Source organism: Microcoleus sp. PH2017_09_SFU_O_A (assembly GCF_020738625.1).
Taxonomy (GTDB): Bacteria; Cyanobacteriota; Cyanobacteriia; order Cyanobacteriales; family Microcoleaceae; genus Microcoleus.
In genome coordinates this window covers 98,506-119,788 of the sequence record NZ_JAEQCF010000001.1, presented here as the reverse complement: position 1 = coordinate 119,788, position 21,283 = coordinate 98,506, and the positions used below count along the sequence as shown (strand labels likewise).

The 21,283-nt window shown below is 46.4% G+C and carries 17 protein-coding genes and 1 tRNA gene; 12 read left to right on the top strand and 6 right to left on the bottom strand.

Translation table 11 applies throughout. The features are described 5' to 3' along the window. Window positions 1-196 precede the first annotated feature (196 nt). The 7 genes from JGK16_RS00560 (at window position 197) to JGK16_RS00530 (ending at window position 9,345) form a co-directional block, all read left to right on the top strand. Window positions 197-2,620: a peptidoglycan DD-metalloendopeptidase family protein gene (locus JGK16_RS00560; protein ID WP_293189213.1), complete on the top strand. Its 2,424-nt coding sequence runs from the start codon at window positions 197-199 to the stop codon at window positions 2,618-2,620. 138 nt (window positions 2,621-2,758) lie between these two features. After that, a tRNA-Met gene (locus tag JGK16_RS00555) sits at window positions 2,759-2,831 on the top strand. A gap of 127 nt (window positions 2,832-2,958) precedes the next feature. Further along, window positions 2,959-3,558, top strand: coding sequence for a peroxiredoxin (locus tag JGK16_RS00550; RefSeq protein ID WP_293176580.1), 600 nt, complete (start codon window positions 2,959-2,961; stop codon window positions 3,556-3,558). Between the two features lie 131 nt (window positions 3,559-3,689). Then, window positions 3,690-4,229, top strand: a complete 540-nt coding sequence (locus tag JGK16_RS00545) for a redoxin domain-containing protein (protein WP_293176754.1) — start codon at window positions 3,690-3,692, stop codon at window positions 4,227-4,229. A gap of 22 nt (window positions 4,230-4,251) precedes the next feature. After that, window positions 4,252-4,458: a hypothetical protein gene (locus tag JGK16_RS00540; RefSeq protein WP_293176582.1), complete on the top strand. Its 207-nt coding sequence runs from the start codon at window positions 4,252-4,254 to the stop codon at window positions 4,456-4,458. Continuing rightward, entirely contained in the window at window positions 4,425-8,462 is a 4,038-nt protein-coding gene (locus tag JGK16_RS00535) for a hypothetical protein (RefSeq protein ID WP_293189211.1), read from the top strand. Before JGK16_RS00540 ends, JGK16_RS00535 begins: the two co-directional genes overlap by 34 nt. A 322-nt stretch (window positions 8,463-8,784) precedes the next feature. After that, window positions 8,785-9,345 (top strand): Uma2 family endonuclease, encoded by a 561-nt coding sequence (locus tag JGK16_RS00530; protein WP_293189209.1) that lies wholly within the window; start codon window positions 8,785-8,787, stop codon window positions 9,343-9,345. A 121-nt stretch (window positions 9,346-9,466) separates the two neighbouring features. On the opposite strand, the gene JGK16_RS00525 is transcribed toward JGK16_RS00530, so the two are convergent. Continuing rightward, on the bottom strand, window positions 9,467-9,985 hold the full coding sequence (locus tag JGK16_RS00525) for a hypothetical protein (protein WP_293189207.1): 519 nt from the start codon (window positions 9,983-9,985) through the stop codon (window positions 9,467-9,469). 187 nt (window positions 9,986-10,172) lie between these two features. Here JGK16_RS00525 and JGK16_RS00520 point away from each other — a divergent pair, with 187 nt between their 5' ends. The 3 genes from JGK16_RS00520 (at window position 10,173) to JGK16_RS00510 (ending at window position 11,143) form a co-directional block, all read left to right on the top strand. Then, a complete protein-coding gene (locus JGK16_RS00520) occupies window positions 10,173-10,361 on the top strand; it encodes a hypothetical protein (protein ID WP_293189205.1) in 189 nt (62 codons plus the stop codon). A 61-nt stretch (window positions 10,362-10,422) separates the two neighbouring features. Next, the gene (locus tag JGK16_RS00515; RefSeq protein WP_293176592.1) at window positions 10,423-10,608 is read left to right on the top strand and encodes a hypothetical protein; all 186 of its coding nucleotides are present in this window, start codon (window positions 10,423-10,425) and stop codon (window positions 10,606-10,608) included. A 136-nt stretch (window positions 10,609-10,744) separates the two neighbouring features. After that, complete coding sequence (locus tag JGK16_RS00510) at window positions 10,745-11,143, top strand: transcriptional regulator (protein ID WP_293176596.1); 399 nt, start codon at window positions 10,745-10,747, stop codon at window positions 11,141-11,143. A 188-nt stretch (window positions 11,144-11,331) separates the two neighbouring features. Here the strand turns inward: JGK16_RS00510 and JGK16_RS00505 are convergent, their stop codons facing one another. Continuing rightward, entirely contained in the window at window positions 11,332-13,803 is a 2,472-nt protein-coding gene (locus JGK16_RS00505) for an ATP-dependent Clp protease ATP-binding subunit (RefSeq protein ID WP_293189203.1), read from the bottom strand. Window positions 13,804-13,859: 56 nt separating this feature from the next. Here JGK16_RS00505 and JGK16_RS00500 point away from each other — a divergent pair, with 56 nt between their 5' ends. After that, window positions 13,860-14,174: a hypothetical protein gene (locus JGK16_RS00500; protein WP_293189201.1), complete on the top strand. Its 315-nt coding sequence runs from the start codon at window positions 13,860-13,862 to the stop codon at window positions 14,172-14,174. Between the two features lie 356 nt (window positions 14,175-14,530). Here JGK16_RS00500 and JGK16_RS00495 read toward each other — a convergent pair whose 3' ends face one another. Continuing rightward, entirely contained in the window at window positions 14,531-15,097 is a 567-nt protein-coding gene (locus tag JGK16_RS00495; protein ID WP_293176600.1) for a hypothetical protein, read from the bottom strand. Window positions 15,098-15,219: 122 nt separating this feature from the next. Here JGK16_RS00495 and JGK16_RS00490 point away from each other — a divergent pair, with 122 nt between their 5' ends. Beyond that, window positions 15,220-16,242 (top strand): hypothetical protein, encoded by a 1,023-nt coding sequence (locus JGK16_RS00490; RefSeq protein ID WP_293189199.1) that lies wholly within the window; start codon window positions 15,220-15,222, stop codon window positions 16,240-16,242. Window positions 16,243-16,691: 449 nt separating this feature from the next. Here the strand turns inward: JGK16_RS00490 and JGK16_RS00485 are convergent, their stop codons facing one another. The 3 genes from JGK16_RS00485 to JGK16_RS00475 form a co-directional block, all read right to left on the bottom strand. After that, complete coding sequence (locus JGK16_RS00485; RefSeq protein WP_293189197.1) at window positions 16,692-17,519, bottom strand: protein-glutamate O-methyltransferase CheR; 828 nt, start codon at window positions 17,517-17,519, stop codon at window positions 16,692-16,694. A gap of 319 nt (window positions 17,520-17,838) precedes the next feature. Further along, on the bottom strand, window positions 17,839-18,273 hold the full coding sequence (locus JGK16_RS00480) for a chemotaxis protein CheW (protein WP_293145970.1): 435 nt from the start codon (window positions 18,271-18,273) through the stop codon (window positions 17,839-17,841). A 15-nt stretch (window positions 18,274-18,288) separates the two neighbouring features. Continuing rightward, window positions 18,289-20,643 carry a chemotaxis protein CheW gene (locus JGK16_RS00475; RefSeq protein ID WP_293189195.1) on the bottom strand — a complete coding sequence of 785 codons (2,355 nt, stop codon included), beginning with the start codon at window positions 20,641-20,643 and terminating at the stop codon, window positions 18,289-18,291. Between the last annotated feature and the right edge of the window lie 640 nt (window positions 20,644-21,283).

The window sequence follows — 21,283 nt, the reverse complement described above, 5'->3', positions numbered from 1 at the left end:
GCAGCGGGTTTGACCGAGAATTTAAAAAATTATTACGGTTCGAGCTTGTCTAAATTAAAAAAGCAAGGTAATCTTGCCTAAGCACGATCGCTTTCAACAATCAGAATATTTTTGGTTGTTGATTTAAATTCAGCATCATGCAATCCCTTGAGTGTTTCCAAGGACAGTTAGCGCTTCTCAGTAGGAGGTCGTTTTTTTGAAACGAACATATCCCCAAAAAAATAAGCCTGTTCAGGCTAGTGAAATCGACAGAGACGGTTCTGCGGAACCGTCCAAGCAGACAACGCTCAGCACAGGCTCCTTTCGCTCTCTCGCCACGATCGGGCTGGCAATATCGGTAGGTGCTTCTGGCATCCTGCTGCCGAGAAACGGAGACAGCGCTCGCGCGTCTGAACTCACACCGACAGCAGAATCGACCGTTGAATTAAAGCCTGTATCGACCAACGGGCCCGCTACCACCGGACAAGTTGACGGCTCCTCAGCCGAACAGGCAGGGGTTAAGGTTCAGCAGGGACAAACCCTTTGGGATCTGTCTCGGGACTATGAAATTGAACCGAAGGCACTAGCAACTGCCAACGGCATCAAACCCGATACCGCACTCCAAGTCGGCCAAGAACTCAGAATTCCGGAGGCTCTAGAAGCCTCGCCACAAGAGAACCCTGGCAATACTGCCACAGTCAATCCAGAACAAAAATTAAATCTAACTGGCTCCGAGTCGTTGGATAGTGCAGCCCAGTACGGTCAGTCAACGGAAGCGCCAGATATGGCGACGACTGTACCGACGCAAAGCTCGATCGACAGCCCGAACGCAGACGGGGCGATCGACAGTTTGAAAAAACAGGAAAACCGCACTACAGCATCAGGTCGGCCCCTGTTGGACTCTGAGGTGGGACCAAATTCATCTACACCTGCTGTACCGACGCTGGCATCCCCGGAATATGCCACCTCGCCAGCAATTCCTGACCTCAGGGCCACACCTGTAATTCCCAATGCCTCGGTGGGTCAAGCAGCATCGCCCGATCGATCGTTGGAGTCCATTGAACAGTCTCTCGCAACACCTAGTTTGCCCTCCGCTGTGGTAGTGTCCCCAGCAGGCAGTAGCGCAGGGCCAGCCCAGGGGCTCTATAACGTGCGCCCGGGAGATACGTTAGATGCGATCGCCTCTAATTACCGGGTATCGCCCAAAGAGCTGATCGCCATCAACAAGCTGGGCAATCCCAACTTGCTGAATGTCAATCAACGGCTGAAAATTCCCAACGTTCGGTCAAATAATCCAGCGGTGCAGGCGGCAGCATCTGATTCTGCCTCTAACTCTACATCTGTCTGGTCGGCGACTTCGGTTCCCGCATCTTTGAACCCCAGTTCGTCTACCTCGGAAATAACCAGTGCTGGCGTTGCAGCACCCGCCCCAAAAGTGGCCGTTGTCTCTCCCTTGGCGAACTTGGAAGGTCTGAACAATATTTCAGCGCCGATGGTTCCCAAAATTAACAGCATTCCGCTAACTCAAGTTTCTCAAACCATTAGCGACAACAGAAAGCTGGAACTTCAAGGCGAACCAACATTTACAGGTGCCGTTGACACCAGCGCCCTGCCCCAGCCAGCAAGTGCAACTGCTACCAACCTCGCTGCTGCATACCCGCAGCCTTTCGGTTTGCAAAATGTTAGCGCCCAGGGTTTAAATCCCGCTCCCACGAACGCTGTAATTGAGTCGAATGCGGAGGATCTACCCACCGCTACCGCTCTCAACCCTTATTCCGAACGCTTGAGAGCAGAAGTTGTCAGACTGCGAGAGGAATATCGCGCCGAGCGCAATTCGATCGGGGCAAATGCGGTTTCCCTGGCTCCAACTGAGGGCCCAGAAGCGAAACTCGCCTCCAACCCGTCTGAAGAACTCCCAAGCGTCAATCCCGACCTCTACACCCCCGAATACGCTGGAGCGGTGCAGAATGAAATCGGCAGACCGCCGTCGAGAGGGTGGTCCCAGGAAGTTCAGAAACAGCAGCAAGAGCGTTTCGATCCCGCTCGTGCAGCCGAACTGCAACCGATCAACCTAACGCCTACCTCTACTCAAGAACGGCCGGTGGTAGCAACTGCTCCTTTGGGTTCCGAGGGTTATGACCCCCTGAGCAACCCGTCTTTGGGACGCATGGTTTCTCCAGAACTGCCTCCACTTTCGGGCGCTGATACTTATCTGCCTAACGGCGGCGGCAAACAGCAGTCGGCTAACGGATTGATTTGGCCGGCTAAGGGCGTTCTCACTTCTGGCTACGGCTGGCGCTGGGGACGGATGCACAAGGGAATTGATATTGCAGGGCCGATCGGCACGCCAATTGTGGCCGCCGACAGCGGGGTGGTTACCTATGCAGAGTGGAATGACGGAGGGTACGGCTATCTGGTGGAAATTACCCATCCAGACGGATCAGAAACGATCTACGCCCACAACAACCGAATTTTGGTTAAAAAGGGTCAGCAGGTCGATCGCGGCGAACAGATTGCAGAAATGGGCAGCACCGGCTTCAGTACCGGGCCGCACTTGCACTTTGAAATCCATCCCGCCGGACAGGGTGCTGTCAATCCAATGGCTTTTCTGCCTAACGATACGTCCAGTGCTTCTCGATAACGACTGGTCTCAAGTTATGGGTTTTGAATCATTACCAAAACTCATAACTTAGATCGGAAGGTATTAGAAATTCGGTTGTTGGGAATACAGACATACTTCCACCTACCGTGCTACGATGGTAAATCGTGAAGTAAGTTTGGCTCAGTGGCGCAGTGGTTAGCGCAGGGGACTCATAAGCCCAAGGTCGCAGGTTCAAATCCCGCCTGAGCCATAATTTAATGGAAAAAATCACGCTCTCTATTTTGAGAGCGTGATTTTTTAGACTTGCCGAGAACATACTTGTAGTCGTTATGAGTATGATATATTTGTAACAGTTCGTAAAAAAGGAAACAAAATCTATGACAAGTGAATGCCTCCGGGTTGGTCAAGCTGCACCCGATTTCGCAGCAACAGCCGTAGTGGATCAGGAATTCAAGACAGTTAAACTGTCAGACTATAAAGGCAAAAAGTATGTAGTCCTGTTCTTCTACCCCTTGGACTTCACCTTTGTGTGCCCCACAGAGATTACAGCATTTAGCGATCGCCATGAGGACTTCAAAAAAATCGATACCGAAATCCTCGGCGTCTCCGTTGACAGCGAATTCTCTCACCTTGCTTGGATACAATCAGACCGCAAATCCGGCGGTGTCGGCGACCTCAACTATCCTTTAGTTGCTGACCTCAAAAAAACCATCAGTTCCGACTACAACGTCCTCGACCCAGAAGCAGGTATTGCCCTCAGAGGTCTGTTCATCATCGACAAAGAAGGCATCATCCAACACTCTACTATCAACAACCTTGCCTTCGGCCGCAACGTAGACGAAACTCTCCGCACTCTGCAAGCTATCCAACACGTTCAGTCTCACCCCGATGAAGTTTGTCCCGCTGGCTGGCAGCCCGGTGACAAAACCATGACACCCGATCCAGTTAAGTCGAAAGTATTCTTTGCTGCTGTCTAACTCGATCGTTTTGAGTTGTAGGGCGGCGCCTGTGAGTGCCCGCCCTCGAAACTTTCGGTGCAATGCCCAATCCCTCCGCTTCGCTTCGCCCATTGCCCAATGCTCAATTCCCCATTCCCAAATTAGCAAATATGCTGACTTCTACTGATTTTAGCGGCTTGTTAAATCAGCGGTTTTTCCAAAATTTATTGCCTGTTCCCGCGACTAATGTTCTGAAGCTGGGACAGAGGACACCAGATTTTGAATTGCCGGATATTAATAATGGCAAATTAGTGCGGCTGTCGAATTATCGGGGCGATAAGCCGGTAGTTCTGGCTTTTACGCGGATTTTTACTGAAAAGCAATATTGCCCTTTCTGTTTTCCTCACATTAAAGCTTTGAATGAAAAGTGGGAACAGTTTGCCGATCGCAATATAGAATTATTGATGGTAACCAGCACCGACGACAGGCAAAGCCAAATAGTTGTCAGAGATTTAGGCTTGAAAATGCCTCTGCTGTCCGATCCAAGCGTAAGAGTGTTTCGGGCCTATAAAACCGGTCAGGCTTTGGGTGCTCCTTTGCCGGCTCAGTTTGTTTTGGATGCAGAGGGCAAACTCCTATTTAAACATTTGTTTTCGTTCATAGACCACAATGCTAGTGTGGAAACTTTGCTGAAATCTATCAATAAGTAAGAACACGGCAATTCTGGCTCCAATGCTGTCTCCTAATTTGGAGTTTTTAACCGCAGATACACGCAGATGTACGCGGTTATTTTTGGGTTTTGCGATCGATACTTATTGTGCCAATTTTCAGGGCGGAATACTCGGATGTTCGATCGGCAGAAATCTAGGCTATAGCTGGAATGTAGCTAGTAGCAGTTTAAGCCGATGTCGTCTCCTAAAGGTCGATCGAGCAAAATAGAATTCAGCGTCTTAGCGTCGCATCCTGAGTTGTTGACAGGTTTAGATGCGTGGCTGCGGCTGGGTTTGATTTCGCCCGCTGAGGTTGAGCAGTTGTGCCGACAGTATTTAGTCTGCCCGATACCCGAGCCCGCTGTAGCCCTTTCTGAAATTGACGATCGCCAGAGTTCTCCTATTTCCGAACCCAAAGTACCTGCTCTAGCAACACAAAAAGCATTACCCAGAACCACAAAAAACGTTGTCGAGCGCGCAGAAACTCCTCAAACCCCAACTTTTGCCTCTCAAATTTTGCAGTCCCTCATCGCCGAAATTAGCGTCGTGTGGCTGTTGTTTTTAGGAGTGTTCATGGTAGTTGTCTCCTCAGGAGTCTTGGCTGCCAGTCAGTGGGAAAAATTTCCGGCTGCCGGACAATATGGAGTTTTGTTAGCTTATACTTTAACTTTTTGGGCGATCGGCAGTTGGGCAAAAAAACAGCCTAATTTACACTTGACTGCTCAAACTTTGCAAGAAGTTACCCTGTTGCTAGTGCCGATAAATTTTTGGGCGATGGACACCTTTGGATTGTGGAAATATCCTTGGGATTGGGCAGTTGCCATCGTCGCCGCATTTATTTTGACTTGGATAACGCGCGGAATTATTAAAGATCAGTATCAAAGTTTGTGGGGGAAAAATGTAACTACCTCGATCGCCCTAAATCACTTGGGATTGAGTTATTTGCACTGGGGTTGGGGATTTCCAGGCTTTGCCCTAGCTGCGGTTTACTTGGGTACGGTGGGAACTACTGCTGCTACAGTTTATCAAGTTCAGCAACAACGGGTACAATCTATCACACGCGGGGGAAACACTGAAACTTCCGCCGCTGCTTTCAGTTCCAGCAGAGATTTTCTGACTTACAGAAAAGCCGCTTTAGTAGCTTATTCTTTGGGAATTTTACTGGGTCGGGCGATATTTGTCAAGGATGTCAACATCCATGAAATGGGTTTAGCTTTGGGAATTTGTGGCGTACTGTTAGCGTGGCTAGATTGGCCGCAATCCCTTGCATCTGGAACTACTAGAAACAATATATCTAACGAGCCAAATCCCGGCAACTTTTTTAACTGGCAATTAGCCGGAGGGGGTTTGTTGGGTTTGGGGTGGCTGGTTTGTTTTCGCGAAATTCCTCTACAGGCGATCGCCATTAGCGCCTTGGCTGTTTGGTTTTTTTATAACCGCTTAGTGCGGTTTTGGCAAAAGTTGGATTTGCTAATGCTTTTCGCCGTGGGACTTCAAAGCATTTGGCTGGTTTGGCGAGTGGTTCCTTTAGGAATTAAAACACAATTTGTTGCATTTTTAACTCAGCTTACCAACTCTGGGCAAACTCCTTGGGCTTTTTGGGGTGTTTTGCTGTTGCCTTATTTAATTTTAACCGTAAGTGCGGCGCAGTGGCTCTACCGATCGCGAAAGTTTCCACTTGCCCATTTTGGCGAAAATCTTGCTCTCGGTTTGGGCAGTGTTTTAACTATTATTAGTGTAGTCAATCCGTTTTGGCGATCGATCAATTTATTAATTTCTACTGTAACTTTAGGTTGGATCGCTTGGAAATACCTAATTCCACAGAAGTCCCCACTCGTGGGGATGCCTGTTTCTCCTGTTGATACCAAGGGAAATCCGGCATTTTGGGTTTCGCTGACTCACATTACTGGTTTGTGCGGCTTCACTTCGGCAATTGACTTGTTTTTGCCAAACCAGAGAGACTATGTTTGGGCAGGAATGTTATTGATATTGATGGTGGCTGAATGGGGATTTTTTGTCTGGATGAAATCTGCAAATACCAGAGAAAGTTCTGCATTCTTTCGCTGGCATCCTGCGTTATTCCAAAGTTCCTGGTATCTGGGATTGGTGTTGGCAGGATTGAGCTTTATCTTGCTGTACAGTAATATGCACTCTCAGTGGGGTTTGATGTGGCTGGCGACTCCTTTGGCTTTGACTGCTGTTGCTAAATATAGTGAAACTTCGCACAAACAACTTGCAAGTACCTTGAGTTCGATCGCGCTAATAATCGCACAATTTCTGATTTTTGACTTTCCGGTATACAGGTTAATGGGTTTGGGTTTTGCTGCGCTGTTGATGTTCGTCAATACTTACTATTTAATTGAACAACCAGCGGCTGCAATTGGCGTCGGATTTGGCTTGAGTTTCGCCGCCGCATCTCTTCTACAATTAGGATTTTTGTCTGGTTGGGCTTGGGGAATTGCTGGGGCGATCGCACTTTTGTGTCTCTGGTTGCTTCGCAGCACGATAGTTCGTTATTTTAGCACGTTGCCTGAACCTTCGACCTTGGCTGAAATTTACGATCGAGCTTTGGATGGTTGGGCAATCTTAGTCACCAGCTTGCTGTTGACAAACATCACTCTTTATTCCTTTCAACTCTACGATTCACGCAGTACCTTGAGTTTACCAGCCTCTACTCAAGTGTTGGCTGCTACTTTGGTAACTGTGGCTGCAATTGTTTTCCGAAGTTTGGGCCAACTTTCCCCGCTGGCAATTTATGCCTTGGCTTGGAGTTTGGAGTTGCTGACAGCAGTCGGTTTGAGCTTTATTGGACGCAATATGATTAATTTGGCAGTCGCGAATATTGCCTTGGGCTTATCTACGCAATTGTTGGGCGATTGGTGGCGGCGCCGCAACCCCGATTATCGCCAAATTTTACCCAGCATTCACGTGATACCTCTACTTTACGGGGTATTGGGCTTGATTTTGCGATCGCACAGCTTTACCAATAGTACAGGTTTAATCTCGTTGGGTGCGTCTTTAATTGCGATCGGCATTGGTAGGCGGCAGCAAGAATTTAAACCTTTAGTTTATTTAGGATTAATTGGCGTATCAGCATCCGCCTACGAATCCCTACTATATCAACTTTCCCAAACACGAGGAGGATCTTTTGGCGACGGCTTAATTGTGATAGCAACTCTCGGCACAACATTAACCTATATCTATCGCATTTTATCTCCTTGGTTGAGCAGCTATTTACATTTAACCAATCCCGAATTAAAAATATTCGCTCACCTGCACTGGGTTTTAAGCAGTATACTCCTGATTTCAGCTTCTGGCAACTATATTAAATCCGGGCTAAATTTAGGATTAGTCACTGGTACCCTCTTAGTGCAATATGCTTTCTTGCAAGGGCGAAATCATCTCGATCGCCAATGGGCAGAAATTTGGATTTACTTAGGATGGCTAGAAGCCTTTGGCATCCGGCTTTACTGGATCAATACACCTTTAGTCAAGTACATTTCCGGGCCACTGGGGCCGTGGAAAGTTGCCTTTGCTTCTCTATTTGCCTATTTCATTTACATCTTACCTTGGGATAACTGGGGTTGGTCAAAAAATCCCTGGAAGATAATCGCTTCTCTGATTCCAATCATCACTATTGTGGAATCTCCCGCTAAGTTTTATCCGATTAGCTTTCTGATAGCTGCCGCCTTCTATGTTTTCCTAGCTTGGGAAAAGCGCGAAGTCCGTTTTACCTACGTGAGTGTGGCGATAGTTGACTGGGTATTACTGCGCTGGTTTGGACAAATCGGATTGACTCAACCCGAATGGTATTTTACTCCTTTAGGGCTTTCTTTCCTTTATGTTGCTCAGTACGATCGCGCTTTGCAACTACCAGCCCAAAAAACCCTGCGCCACAATCTGCGAATGCTAGCCACGGCGATGATTTGCGGGATACCTCTTTTGACTCAACACAACCACGGTTTAGTTGCAGGATTTTTTAGCTTGGTGGCGATTGCTGCGGGTTTAGGGCTGCGAGTGCGGGCGTTTTTGTTTGTGGGAACAGGAATTTTCTTAATCAATGTTTTCTATCAGTTGGTGGTACTGATTTTTGACTATCCCCTGATTAAATGGGCGATCGGCTTGGCTTTCGGGATTGTGTTTATCTGGATTGCTGCTACTTTTGAGACGCGGCGCGATCGCATTTCAGCTTTTGTCCAGCATTGGGTTGTACAATTGCAATCGTGGGATTGAGTCTTCCCTTAATCAACTCCTCTGACGCGGGGATATCTGCGTTTACCAAAACTATATTTTTTTGCGATAAAATGTAAAAAAAACGCCCTTTTTTTTGGGGTCAAAGGCTTGACATTGCCGATTCAAAAAGGTATCATATTATAATGGAAGTGGTGGCAATTTTTAAGTTTGAGTTACCACTCCCATTATCTAAAATATAGCGCAAAAATCAACCAAAATCAATAAGTAAAAATACCTTTTTTTGCGCCGCGATTTGAGATTGTGAAAGCAGCAAAGGCGATGCAACAGAAAAAGGGCAACTAAAAGGAGCGCCAAATAAGTGATGACAACTCAGTTAATCAAGCGCCTGTTCACAGTAAAAGAATATCATCAGATGATTGAATCTGGCATCTTGACAAAAGATGATCGAGTTGAATTGATTCGAGGAGAAATTGTTCAAATGGCCGCCGTCGGTGGAAGGCACACATCCCATGTCAAGCGCCTGACAGAGTTATTCTATATCCGCTTATTATCAAGAGTAACCATTGGAGTCCAAGATCCGGTAGAATTGGGCGATCGCTCTGAACCTGAACCGGATATTTCCTTACTGCGGCGGCGCGATGATTTTTATGAATTGGGACATCCTCAGTCGGAGGATATTTTACTAATTGTGGAAGTAGCGGATACAACCGCTGAAACTGACAGAAATATCAAAATTCCTCTTTATGCTGAAGCGGGTATTGCAGAAGTTTGGCTGGTAGATATTAACGAGCAATGTGTCGTAGTTTATCGCGAACCTTCTCCATCGGGATACCAAAATATTCAAAGATTCCAGCGGGGTAAGATTTTATCTATTCTAGCTTTTCCAGATATAGAAATTGCTGTAGTTGATGTGTTGGGATAAAAAGCTGGACTCATACTATTTTTTTTGTGGCGCGACTTGAGAGTCTAAATGAACAAGAATCAGCAAACAATTATAGGCAAAGGTGGGCAGAAACCCACCGTAAAGCAGAGCTATTAATTGTTTAATCTAACTCTGGATCGCCAGCTCTATCGAACGCAATCTCAAAGATTCCCGATCGCACAAACCGACGTAAAGCCCTTAAATGGTCATCTGCATCTTGGCGATTGCAGAAACGCGCCACAATGTGGTTTCGAGCATCAGGCAAAACCCGCACAATCACCCAAGGTTTAGCATAATCCTGTCTGAAGAGATCGGACGTTTTCGTAACTTGCAGATTATCTTCCGGCTGTACAGTAAATTGCCGATTTGGAGAATATTCGGCAATTATCTTTGCACCTGCTTTTCGGAGAATGTCGAGGTAGCTGCTAATCAGACTCCCTGTGAGGTTCGCCGTCAACTGTTCGATGAGATGGCCCGCTAAACTTTTGACCTCTTTTTCCTGCAACAGCACCCGCTGCGCGTCGAAATCCGCGTCAGAGTAGCTGCGGATGCAGGATAGCAGTTGCGAAATGCCGAAGTCGTCTAAGGCCTGCTGATAGCCGCGGGAAAATTCGCTCCCGTCGCTGGAAGGTTCTATCATGGTTTTAGGTCTCCTGAATTTGGGAAGCCACAGGCCAGCGACGAACTTTCCTAGGGGACGCGCTGGCTTTTGACTGTTCCGAGTATAGCACGCAATAGTCACACATATGTAGTGGATACGTGACAGTTAGACATAAAGACCTAAATGCAGCACACTTAAGATCGGCTTAAACAAAACTAAATCTCCGATGACCAAACGCTTGACAACTTATTTAGCTGAAGGAATCTATGACATTCTTGAAGATTGGGCCGATCGAGAACGCCGTTCAATCAGCAGCTTAGCAGCATTCCTTTTAGAAAAAGCTGCGAGAGAAGAACAGGAAAAAATCCAAAAACAGCCACCACCCCCATCTGATGAAAAGCAGGGGCGACAGTAAAATTGCTATGAAATCACCAACGATATACTGATACTCAGCTTAAACAAAAACTTAGTCTCTGATGACCAAACGCTTATCAACATATTTAGCAGACGGAATTTACACTCGCCTTGAGGAATGGGCGAAACAAGAAGGTCGATCGACTAGCAATTTGGCAGCATTCCTTTTGGAGAAAGCTCTTGTAGACCATGAGGAGAAACTGCTAAAACAGCAGTCTTTGTCTGATGAAAAGCAGGGGCGACAGTAAAGTTGATGCGAAATAGCCCGCAATAGACTACGATCGGCTTAAACAAAACTAAATCTCCGATCACTAAACGTTTAACCACCTATTTAGCTGAAGGAATCTATGATATCTTTTTTATACGGCCAGCACAAATAGAAAAATGACCCTTACTTTTGATCGAGCTAATTATAGCAATTTGTTGGCAGAAGTCGCTCCACGGGCGATCGAAACCGAGGCAGAATACGATCGCCTCCTAGCAGTCGCAGAGGGGCTGACGTTCGCCAAAAACCGCACTCTCGAAGAAAAAGCTTTACACAAGTTATTGGTAACGCTAATTGAAGTTTACGAGGATCAAAACTATGCGATCGACAAATCCGAACCTCACGAGATTTTGCAACACATCATGGAAGCCAGCGGCACCCGTCAAGCTGACTTAGTTGGCATCATTGGATCTAGTGGCGTAGTTTCTGAGGTTGTCAATGGCAAGCGGGCAATTAGCAAAGCACAAGCTAAGGCACTCGGCGATTATTTTAAAGTGTCACCTAGTTTGTTCATCTAATTAGGATTAATGCCAAAAAATGCGATTTAGTTCGTAGTGCGGACTTCAGTCCGCAGCTTTTTGCGGACTGAAGTCCGCACTACAAACTGCTTTTGCACCTTACAAACTGGCATTTTTTAATTAAAAACCCGGTTCCTGCAAGAAACCGGGTTTTTAATCAGACGTTATTTATCTGCGTGTCATCGCACTTAATGACTCAATGCGAATTCCGGCAATCTCGGTTCAGATTCGCCACCTGGCAATACCTTAACCTGACCGTTTTCATCCACATCTACGATCGCACTTTGGCCGTCTTTCAGCTTCCCAGACAGCATTTCCTCAGCCAGTACATCTTCCAACAACCGCATGATGGCGCGGCGCAATGGTCGAGCACCGTAGCTGGGATTGTAGCCTTCTTTAACTAACAAATCCTTGAACTTGTCTGTCACCGACAAAGTGATACCCTGTTCGGTTAAGCGACTGAAAATTTCCTGCAACAAGATGTCAGCAATCTGCTTGATTTCTGCCTTGTTCAACTGGCGGAAGACGATAATTTCATCCAAGCGGTTGATAAATTCGGGACGGAAGAACTGTTTCAATTCTTCGTTTACCAAGCTGCGAACCCGGTTGTACTGACCGTCTGCGGCACTTTCGGCAAACTCGAAGCCTAAACCGCCGCCGCCTTTTTCAATGACTCGCGAACCGATGTTTGATGTCATGATCAGCAGCGTATTCTTGAAGTCTACCGTGCGACCTTTAGCATCAGTCAAACGGCCGTCTTCCAAGATTTGCAGCATCATGTTGAAGACATCCGGGTGAGCTTTTTCGATTTCGTCGAACAAGACTACCGTGTAAGGACGGCGCCGGACTGCTTCTGTTAGTTGGCCGCCTTCGTCGTAGCCAACGTAACCCGGAGGCGAACCGATGAGTTTAGAAACAGTGTGACGTTCCATAAACTCGGACATATCTAACCGAATCATTGCTTCTTCGGAACCGAAGAAATATGTTGCTAAGGCTTTTGTCAGTTCGGTTTTGCCGACGCCTGTGGGGCCGGAAAATATGAAACTGGCGATCGGGCGATTGGGATTTTTTAAGCCTACCCGCGCGCGGCGGATCGCCCGAGAAACTGCGCTGACAGCTTCTTCTTGACCGATCAAACGCTGGTGCAAGGTGTCTTCCATATGCAGCAGCAATTCCGATTCCGATTCTGTCAGCTTGCTAACAGGTACTCCCGTCCAATTTGCCACGATGTGGGCGATGTCTTCTTCTGTGACGATGGGAGAGATTCTGACTTGGCTTTTGTTGATTGTAGCTTCGGCGATTTCAGCTTCGATTTCTAATTCGCGATCGCGCAATTTGCCTGCTTTGTCGAAGTCTTGTTCGCGCACAGCAGCATCTTTTTCTTTACTGACGGCCGGAAGTTGTTTTTTGAGTTCTTTAACTTCGGGCGGGGTTTGCGAGTTCAGCACGTGCACGCGGGAACCTGCTTCGTCAATTAAGTCGATCGCCTTGTCTGGCAAAAATCGATCGTTAATGTACCTGTCTGACAGTGTAGCCGCTGCTTCTAAAGCTGCATCGGAAATTGTCAGTCTGTGGTGCTGTTCGTAGGCCGATCGCAAACCGTACAATATTTCTATTGTTTCAGCCACACTCGGTTCGCCGACTTTAATCGGTTGGAAACGGCGTTCTAGGGCTGCATCGCGCTCGATGTGCTTGCGGTATTCATCCAAGGTAGTCGCGCCGACACACTGCAATTCACCTCGGGCGAGGGCTGGTTTGAGCATATTGGAAGCATCCATGCTACCTTGAATCGCGCCTGCACCAACTAAGGTATGAATCTCATCGATTACCAGAATGATATTGCCGGCAGCGCGAATTTCTGCCATGATTTTCGTCAGCCGTTCCTCAAATTCGCCTCGGAATTTTGTACCAGCAATCAGCGAACCCATATCGAGGCTGATTACTTGTTTGTCTTCTAAAATTTCCGGGACGTTTCTGTTAACAATCCGCTGGGCGAGGCCTTCGGCGAGGGCTGTTTTGCCGACTCCGGGTTCGCCTACTAACACTGGATTGTTCTTCGTGCGGCGCCCCAACACTTGGATCACGCGCTCGATTTCATTTTCGCGACCCACGACTGGATCGAGTTTGCCGGCTGCTGCTAGCTTAGTTAAGTTAGTGCCGAATTCTTCTAAAGTCGGGATTTTGCGATCGCCACCGCTATCTCCTCGGCCTCCGGGGATTGCCGCTACTTCTCCCACAGCACGAATTACCTGCGTGCGAACTCTCTGGCGATCGATTCCCAGGTTTTGCAGCACCTTCGCCGCCACACCTTCATCGTCTTGAATCAACCCAAGCAGAATGTGCTCGGTGCCGATGTAATTGTGGCCTAACTGCCGCGCTTCATTCAGCGCCGTCTCAAAAATGCGCTTGACGCGGGGTGTAAACGGAATTTCTGGCGGGAGAAACCCGGAACCTCTACCGATGATATTTTCGATTTCATTGCGCGCCTCTTTCAAGTTGAGGCCCATATCCAGTAATACTTTTGCAGCGATGCCAGTGCCTTCGCCGACAAGTCCCAGAAGAATTTGCTCGGTGCCTACAAAATTGTGACCGAGGCGCCGTGCTTCCTCTTGAGCTAGCATTATTGCTTTAATGGCTTGTTCTGTAAAGCGTTCAAACATATTTTTTCCTTCCTACTGTCTTGGCGAGGGCTGTATCGCTGCTGGTGAGGAGCGATTTGAAATACTACACAAATTATATATGTAAATTTTTGTGTATTTCCTTCTTTAACAATGTATCGCTAGTAATTAGGGGCGGACAGTGGGGAGAGCCGAATAGCAGGGGTGTGGTTGCCGTCTCGGAGTACGCTGTACAATACGAGCTACAAGTGGCAATGCAAATTAAGGCTAATAATGTTGGATCTCACTTTACTTGGCGGCTGCCACTGTGTCAAGCATTTTCTCAAAGAAAGCAAGCGAAAGTGCCTCGGGGGGCGATCGGGGAATGCTTTTGTTTCAAATCACGTGCTTTGAGCCAAAGTATTGCACCCTAAAGCAATTTTATTTTAACCGGTCAAGGGACTGCTGCGTGCGATCGATCGCCTGCGACCAAATCGACAGCGTTTTTTAATTGCTATTAGTCGCCTGCTTGCCCAATAAATTAAGAGGGCTTGAGACTCAGCATTTTTTGCGGTGATTTTGCCTTTTAACTTATAATATTTTCCTCATTTTACCGGAAATAATTGGTTGAAAGCCGGAACCCTTTGAGACAGAAATTAAAATCAGACTATTCATTACTCCCATCCTCGGACTTAAGGATAGAGTTCGCTCTCGAACTGTCAACTGTCAACTGTCAACTGTCAACTGTCAACTGTCAACTGTCAACTGTCAACTGTCAACTGTCAACTGTTTAAAGCCATTGTGCAAGCAACTGTTCAATAACTTTCACAAAGCCGATCGCAATTTGAATCAACGGCCAACCCACCAGACAAATTAACGCCGCCCAGCGAGTTTGAATATCCAAACCTTGGCGAACCGCCACAATTACAGCCAGCAAACTCCACACAGCTAATATCCGCTCTATGCCTTCTCCCAGCAACGGAATTAACGTTAAGAAATTTAGCACTTGGGGGGCGTAGGCAAATCCGATCGGCACCAGCAACTCCCCATAAGTTACGTGACCCGGTTTCAGCCAGTCCCCAATTTTCGAGATAGTGAAACTCCAAAAAAAATAACCACCCACGACTGCCAAACCATCTATCCAAAGTGCTAAAAATAACACAGATAGCTCAGTTCGATTGATTAACAAAATAACGGCATTTCCCAAGACCCGAGACACCGCTGCTAAAATTACAATTGTTAAAGCTATCCGCTTAGTTCTGCCAGTGTAGGGAGTTTTTTCATAAAAATTGCCGTTCAAAGAAAGTGCGTTCCAAAGCGTTGCCCGCAAACCTGTAATTGAATCTTCTCCCTTCACCTTTAATCCCTGCTCCTCTAGATAGTTGACAAGTTGGATAAAATAAGCTCTAATACAGCAGACTCACCGAACTATTTCTACGTAATTAGGTAATTAACAGGCATTCTACCAGATTTTATTAAATGCTAAGATTGATTTTGCAGATACTTGCGTGGCTGCGCGGGGGAAGTTTAAATTTGTTGACCATCGCAGGTGTAATCCTGATAATTTGGGGCATTCTTTCGCCGATCGGAACTGTGATCTGGTGGCTGGGTCAAAGTGCCGAAACCTTGGGTATCAAGAAAAGTCCGCCGGGGATATTGCCCTCAAACAACGGCAATCTAGAAGCGCGCAAGTCTTCGCCGATCAATTGTTATATCATCTTTTTACCGGGAGTTGGCGATTTTTCGGGGAACGAATTAACGCCGGGAGAAGAGTTTTTTCTCAAGCGTTTAGTTAAAAGTCACCCGCAGTGCGTAGCAGTGGGGGATATTTTTCCTTATTCAGCTTCTAACAAAAGTTTAGGAGGACAGCGGTTGCTAGCTCCTTTTTGGCGGTTTGCAGAACACGCAAAAAGCGGGCCAATTGCGGGCGATATATTTATCAAAATTCGCAATCTCTGGAGGTTTGCAATTTCTCTAGATTATCGCTACGGTTTTGCATACAATCAGGGAATTGCTAATGTAATTATCGATCGCATGAATGCTCAATCTCCCATTTCAGCTAATCCTCAAAAACCTTTGCAAGTTATTTTAATTGGCACTAGCGGGGGCGCACAAGTTGCTTTAGGTGCTACTCGCTATCTTAAAGAATGGCTGAATGCAGAAATTACAGTTGTTTCGGTTGGGGGCGTGTTTTCGGGAGAAAATGGTTTTGCAGAAGCCGATCGCATTTTTCATTTTCGCGGCACTCGCGATGCAATTGAGGATATTGGCGGCATCGTTTTTCCGACTCGCTGGTACTGGTACGCGACTTCACCTTTCAATCAAGCGCGTTCGCAAGGCCGCTATGCAGAAGCTTTCAGCGGCCCTCACAAGCACGACGGCGATGATGGATATTTTGGAGAAAATGTGGCGGGGAACGGTAAAAAATATGTAGATATCACGCTGGAAAAGATTAATCAATTGCCTGTTTGGTCTGAGGGTGCGGCCAAAAGAGAGGACTGAAGTCCTTCTTAATTCAATACGCTTGGCTTAAGATGGTCATTGCGAGGAACGAAGCAATCTCCGTATCTATTTTTTATGAGTTTTCCCTGTTGTCATCTCTTAAATTAACCGTATTGCTTCTTAATTCCTAAAGATTAGACTTGAATTGCAAAAATAATTAGGACGCTGCTCAGATCCCATCGGGTGCATCTGCTTTTTGAAGAGGGCGAAGCATGACCGCATATAAGTTATTAGTTATCATTCCATATTCACTGCGGTCATGCTTCGCCCCTACACACATATTTGCCAAAGCCAGATGCACTCAGCCCATCCCACATTTTTTTTGTGGGATGGGCTTCTAGCCCGTCCTAAATTTTGATTAAAAAGACTTTTGCAATCTTGTCTATTAATCAAGAGAGGACTAAAGTCCTTACTACGAACCAATTTTATGATAGTCGATCGACCGCACATCATCTCAATCGATAACATATACCTTTTTCAAATTGCACCAACTCAAAAGCAGGGTCAAGATTTACAGTTGTTTCTCCTCCCCCTAGGAATAAGTAGCCCTTGGGGCGCAACACCCGCCGCACTCTCGCTAAAATCGATTGCTTTGTCTGAACATCAAAATATATTAAGACGTTTCGCAGAAAAATAATGTCCATTTGAGGCATCGATCCAAAGGGTTCTGTCAAGTTAATCTGGCGAAATTCGATCGCCTTGCGGAGGTGTTCTTTAATCTGCCATTCCTTGCCACACTGCTGGAAGTATTTGTGTAACAATGCTGTTGGTAAACCGCGCACTACTTCGTGCTGCGCGTAGCATCCAGAATTTGCTCGCTTCAGCATGGCTGTAGAAATGTCGCTACCAAGTATCTGTACTTGATTTCTCGCTAACTGCGGAAAGTATTCGCGCAGCAGCATCGCAATACTGTAGGGTTCTTGGCCGCTGGAACAAGCAGCACACCAAATATTCAAAGTGCGATCGCCCTGGATCTGTTTTAACAATTCGGGAAATACTGATGTTTTTAATATCTCGAAGGGGTTGACATCTCGGAAAAAAAATGTCTCGTTGGTCATCATTGCTTCGACTGTCGATTCGTGAAGTTGGTTAAAACGCTGTTGTTTGATTTGTTTTAACTCTGCAACTAACCCGCTGATGGAGTTTGCTCCGGCTTCTTTAGCTACCATCCCTAAACGCGATTCAACGAGGTACATCTTTTCTTCGGATAGGAATACACCTGTGCGATCGTATACAAGTTTTCGGATATAATCAAAATCTGCAATAGTTATCGGCATGGTAATTGAAGGAAGAGTTGACAGTTGACAGTTGACAGTTGACAGAAGGAAGAAGGAAGAAGGAAGAAGGAAGAAGGAAGAAGGAAGAGGGAAAAACAGTTATTTGTGCATTCGTGACTAATGACTACTATTAGCGAGAACTTAAGCTCGCACTAATGACTAAGATCTTGCAAAACATCACTAATGACGTTGGACGTTCGCGAGCGGGGACAGCACTATGACTAATGACTAATGACTAATGACTACTGACTAATGACTACTGACTACTGACTACTGACTACTGACTACTGACTAATGACTACTGACTAATGACTACTGACTACTGACTGCTAAAATCTACAACTTTATCAACATCTAAAAATAGCAGTAACTGCCCTTGTAGCTTGTACGCTCCTCGAATTAGCGGGCGTATTTTGCTAGTAAAAGTATCTGGAGGAGTTTCAAAATCAGCTTGAGATACTTCTAGCACATCTCCAATATCGTCAACTAACCAACTGACTGTTTCATCGCCAGTTCTCACTATCACATTTAAAGGCAATTGTTCCACAGGCCGATCGCACAAATCCAACCGCCTCCGCAAATCAATCGCCGTGACAATTTGTCCCCTCAAGTTTATCAATCCACCGACTACTGCGGGCGCTAGCGGCACTCGCGTCATCTCCTGATAGCGGATAATTTCTTGAACTTTCTCAACCTCTATGCCAAAAAATAAGCTGTCAACGAAAAACGTACAAAGTAGAGTTTCTTCAGGCATTGTTTAATTATTCCTTTAGTGGCCCGAGCTGGCGCTTGCTAACATCTGCTCGACTCCGAATAAATTGTTGTTAATTACTGCATCAACATCGAGGATTTCAGTAACTTGACCCTGAATCACGGCACAATATGAAATTCCTGCTTGAGTAGCTGCACCTTTAATGTCGATCGCCTGTTCTACAATATCCAGGATGCGATCGACTACCAGACCGACTTGGTGTTCTGAGCCGATCGACACTACGACTAACGGCAGTTTATCATCTGCTGCGCGCGATCGCCCGTCCAGACCGTTGGGCCCCCAATCAGCCGACTCACTGCCGCTACCAAACACCGCCGTCAAATAAATCACCGGCATAATTTGGTTGCGGTACTGCACCACATTCTGCTTCCCGACTCGCTCCAAAAGATGGCGGGGAAACTCTTCTAAGCGACAAACTCGCGATAGGTGAATCGCCATCCGCCGACAGTCTGGGCCCTGAAATACTAGCAACTGTTGTGGAGGTTCTGAAGATTCCCGGCGACTGTTTTCATCAGCTAAAATCGCCTTTTCCTGAGCCTCCGTCATGTGGGTTTTCTGAGCAATCCCGTGCACGTCCAAAATCAAAGCAACTTTACCGTCGCCCATAATAGTTGCTCCGGCAAAACAAGCTAGAGATTTTAGTTGTTTTCCTAAAGGCTTAACCACAATTTCTTGCGTGTCGTTGATGGCATCTACCACCAACCCAAAAGGTTTGTCTGTCGCTTGCACTACTACAATATTTAAAGCCTCATCTGTGTCGAATTGCGATTTTTTGCCGTTTTCTACAATTCCTGTTTCTAACTGTAATTCCCGATTCAAATAAATCAGTGGCAGCAGTCGCCCCCGCAACCGATAGACTGGCGTTCCGTGAAACATTTCGATTTTTTTAATTTGTTCTCCTTCCAAACGCATCAGTTCTAGCAAATTGACTTGAGGAATTGCGTAGCGAGATCCTCCGGTAGTAATAATTAATGTCGGAATAATCGCCAGAGTTAAAGGAATTTTTAACTTAAAAGTTGTGCCTTTACCGACTTGACTTTGAACGTCGATCGTGCCGCTGATTTTTTCTATATGTGTCTGCACAACGTCCATCCCCACTCCCCTACCGGAGATATTGGTGATTTTTTCGGCGGTTGAGAAACTGGGCATGAAAATTAAATTTAGGGCTTCGCGATCGCTCATTTTCGCTGCGTCAACAGCAGAAAACATTCCTTTTTGCACTGCCTTACTTTTAATTCGCTCTGGATCGATTCCCCCGCCGTCATCGGAGATTTCTATGTTTACCTGACCGCTTTCGTGATAGGCTCGCAGTAGCAGTTTACCGAAGGCGGGCTTGCCTTTGGCGACTCGCACTTCTGATGTTTCAATGCCGTGATCGAGGCAGTTACGGACTAAGTGAGTTAGCGGATTGGCGATCGCCTCGATTAAGGTTTTGTCTAATTCTGTTTCTTCGCCTTCCATTTCTAACTGTACTTGTTTGCCCAAGCTGAATGCTGTGTCGCGCACTACGCGGGGGAATTTGTTCCAGATAGTGCGAATTGGCTGCATTCTGGTCTTCATTACTCCTTCTTGCAGTTCGGAAGTAACTAAGTTTAAGCGGCTGGATACTGATTTTAATGTATCGTCATTTTGGGTGTTTGCTGTTTGGGTATTGGCAAATTCTAAGATTTGGTTGCGGCACAAAACGAGTTCGCCTACTAAGTTCATTAGTTTGTCCAGCAAGCCGACATCTACTCGGATTGCAGTATCGGAAATTTTGAATTTGTCACCCTCGGTATCCGCAGCATTTACCTGTTGGCTGGTAGTATTCGTAGCAGAGGGAATTAGCAATTGCTCGATCGACAATAAAGCATCTGCATACAAATGCTCTCGTGTCAACTCTGATTCTTCTGGTTCCTCGATCGCAACTTCTGGAGTTACTGAGTTGGATTCGGCGATCGCACTCGGCAACAATTCAGATGCAGTACCGCCGGATTCTTGGAGTTGCAAAAGTCGATCGAGCAATGCCGTGTGGGCGATGGGGCTTTCTTCTCCCGTCTTTTCCAGGGCTTCCATGTGCGATCGTACCGCGTCGATTGTCTCCAGCAAAGCGCTAGTAATATCGGGAGTCATCGTCAAAGTGCGATCGCGCAAGAGGCTGAGCAAATTTTCTCCTGCGTGCGCCACAGACTCCAGTTTTTCCACCCCCAAAAAACCGCTATTGCCTTTAATCGTGTGCAAACCGCGGTAAATCCGATTCATCACCTCTCTATCGGCATCATTTTTTTCTAAAGCTACTAAATCCTCCTCAATTTGGTTTAAGTATTCGTAGCCTTCAATCAGAAATTCCTTTACATCTTCATCAATTTCCATCGAGCCAGTTCCTTATTCATCGGTTTGACGCTGGATTAAAATAGGGTGCATCTGGTTTTGGCAAATATATCCGTAGGGGCGAAGCATGACCGTAGTCAATATGGGATTATAACTAATAACTTATATGCGGTCATGCTTCGCCCTCTTCAAAAACCAAATGCACTCTTAAAATAAATTATCGAATAGTTGAAAACTGTAGTGTGCCCCAGTCAGTGGATTTTAGATTTTAGATTTTAGATCGACTCCTCTAGATGGATCTGGGAGCTTGAACTATTGTCTAAAATTTTGAGTTCGACCCTCGTGAGTGTACGTGGCACGGTACCCGTTATTGGGCGGGGTCAGCTTTATTCGCGATCGTGCGATCGTAGCTAAATCATTGCCAACTTGACCTCATAAGTATACTATATCTATACGAATTAGCAAAAATTATTAACATCGCAGCCCCGCAGTCGTGTTTTTGAACTCTGGCAACAAAAAATCTGTATCAGGGTTTACCGCAACTGCCAAGGAAAATGCACGACTTACACACTCTTAGCGCACCCAAACCCCGTTTCTTCCTAAAGGCCTGTCCCCAAACCTCTTATTTATCGTATAAACCGGGTTTCTTGAGCCAGCCATCGGATAGAAGCTGGCAGAATAA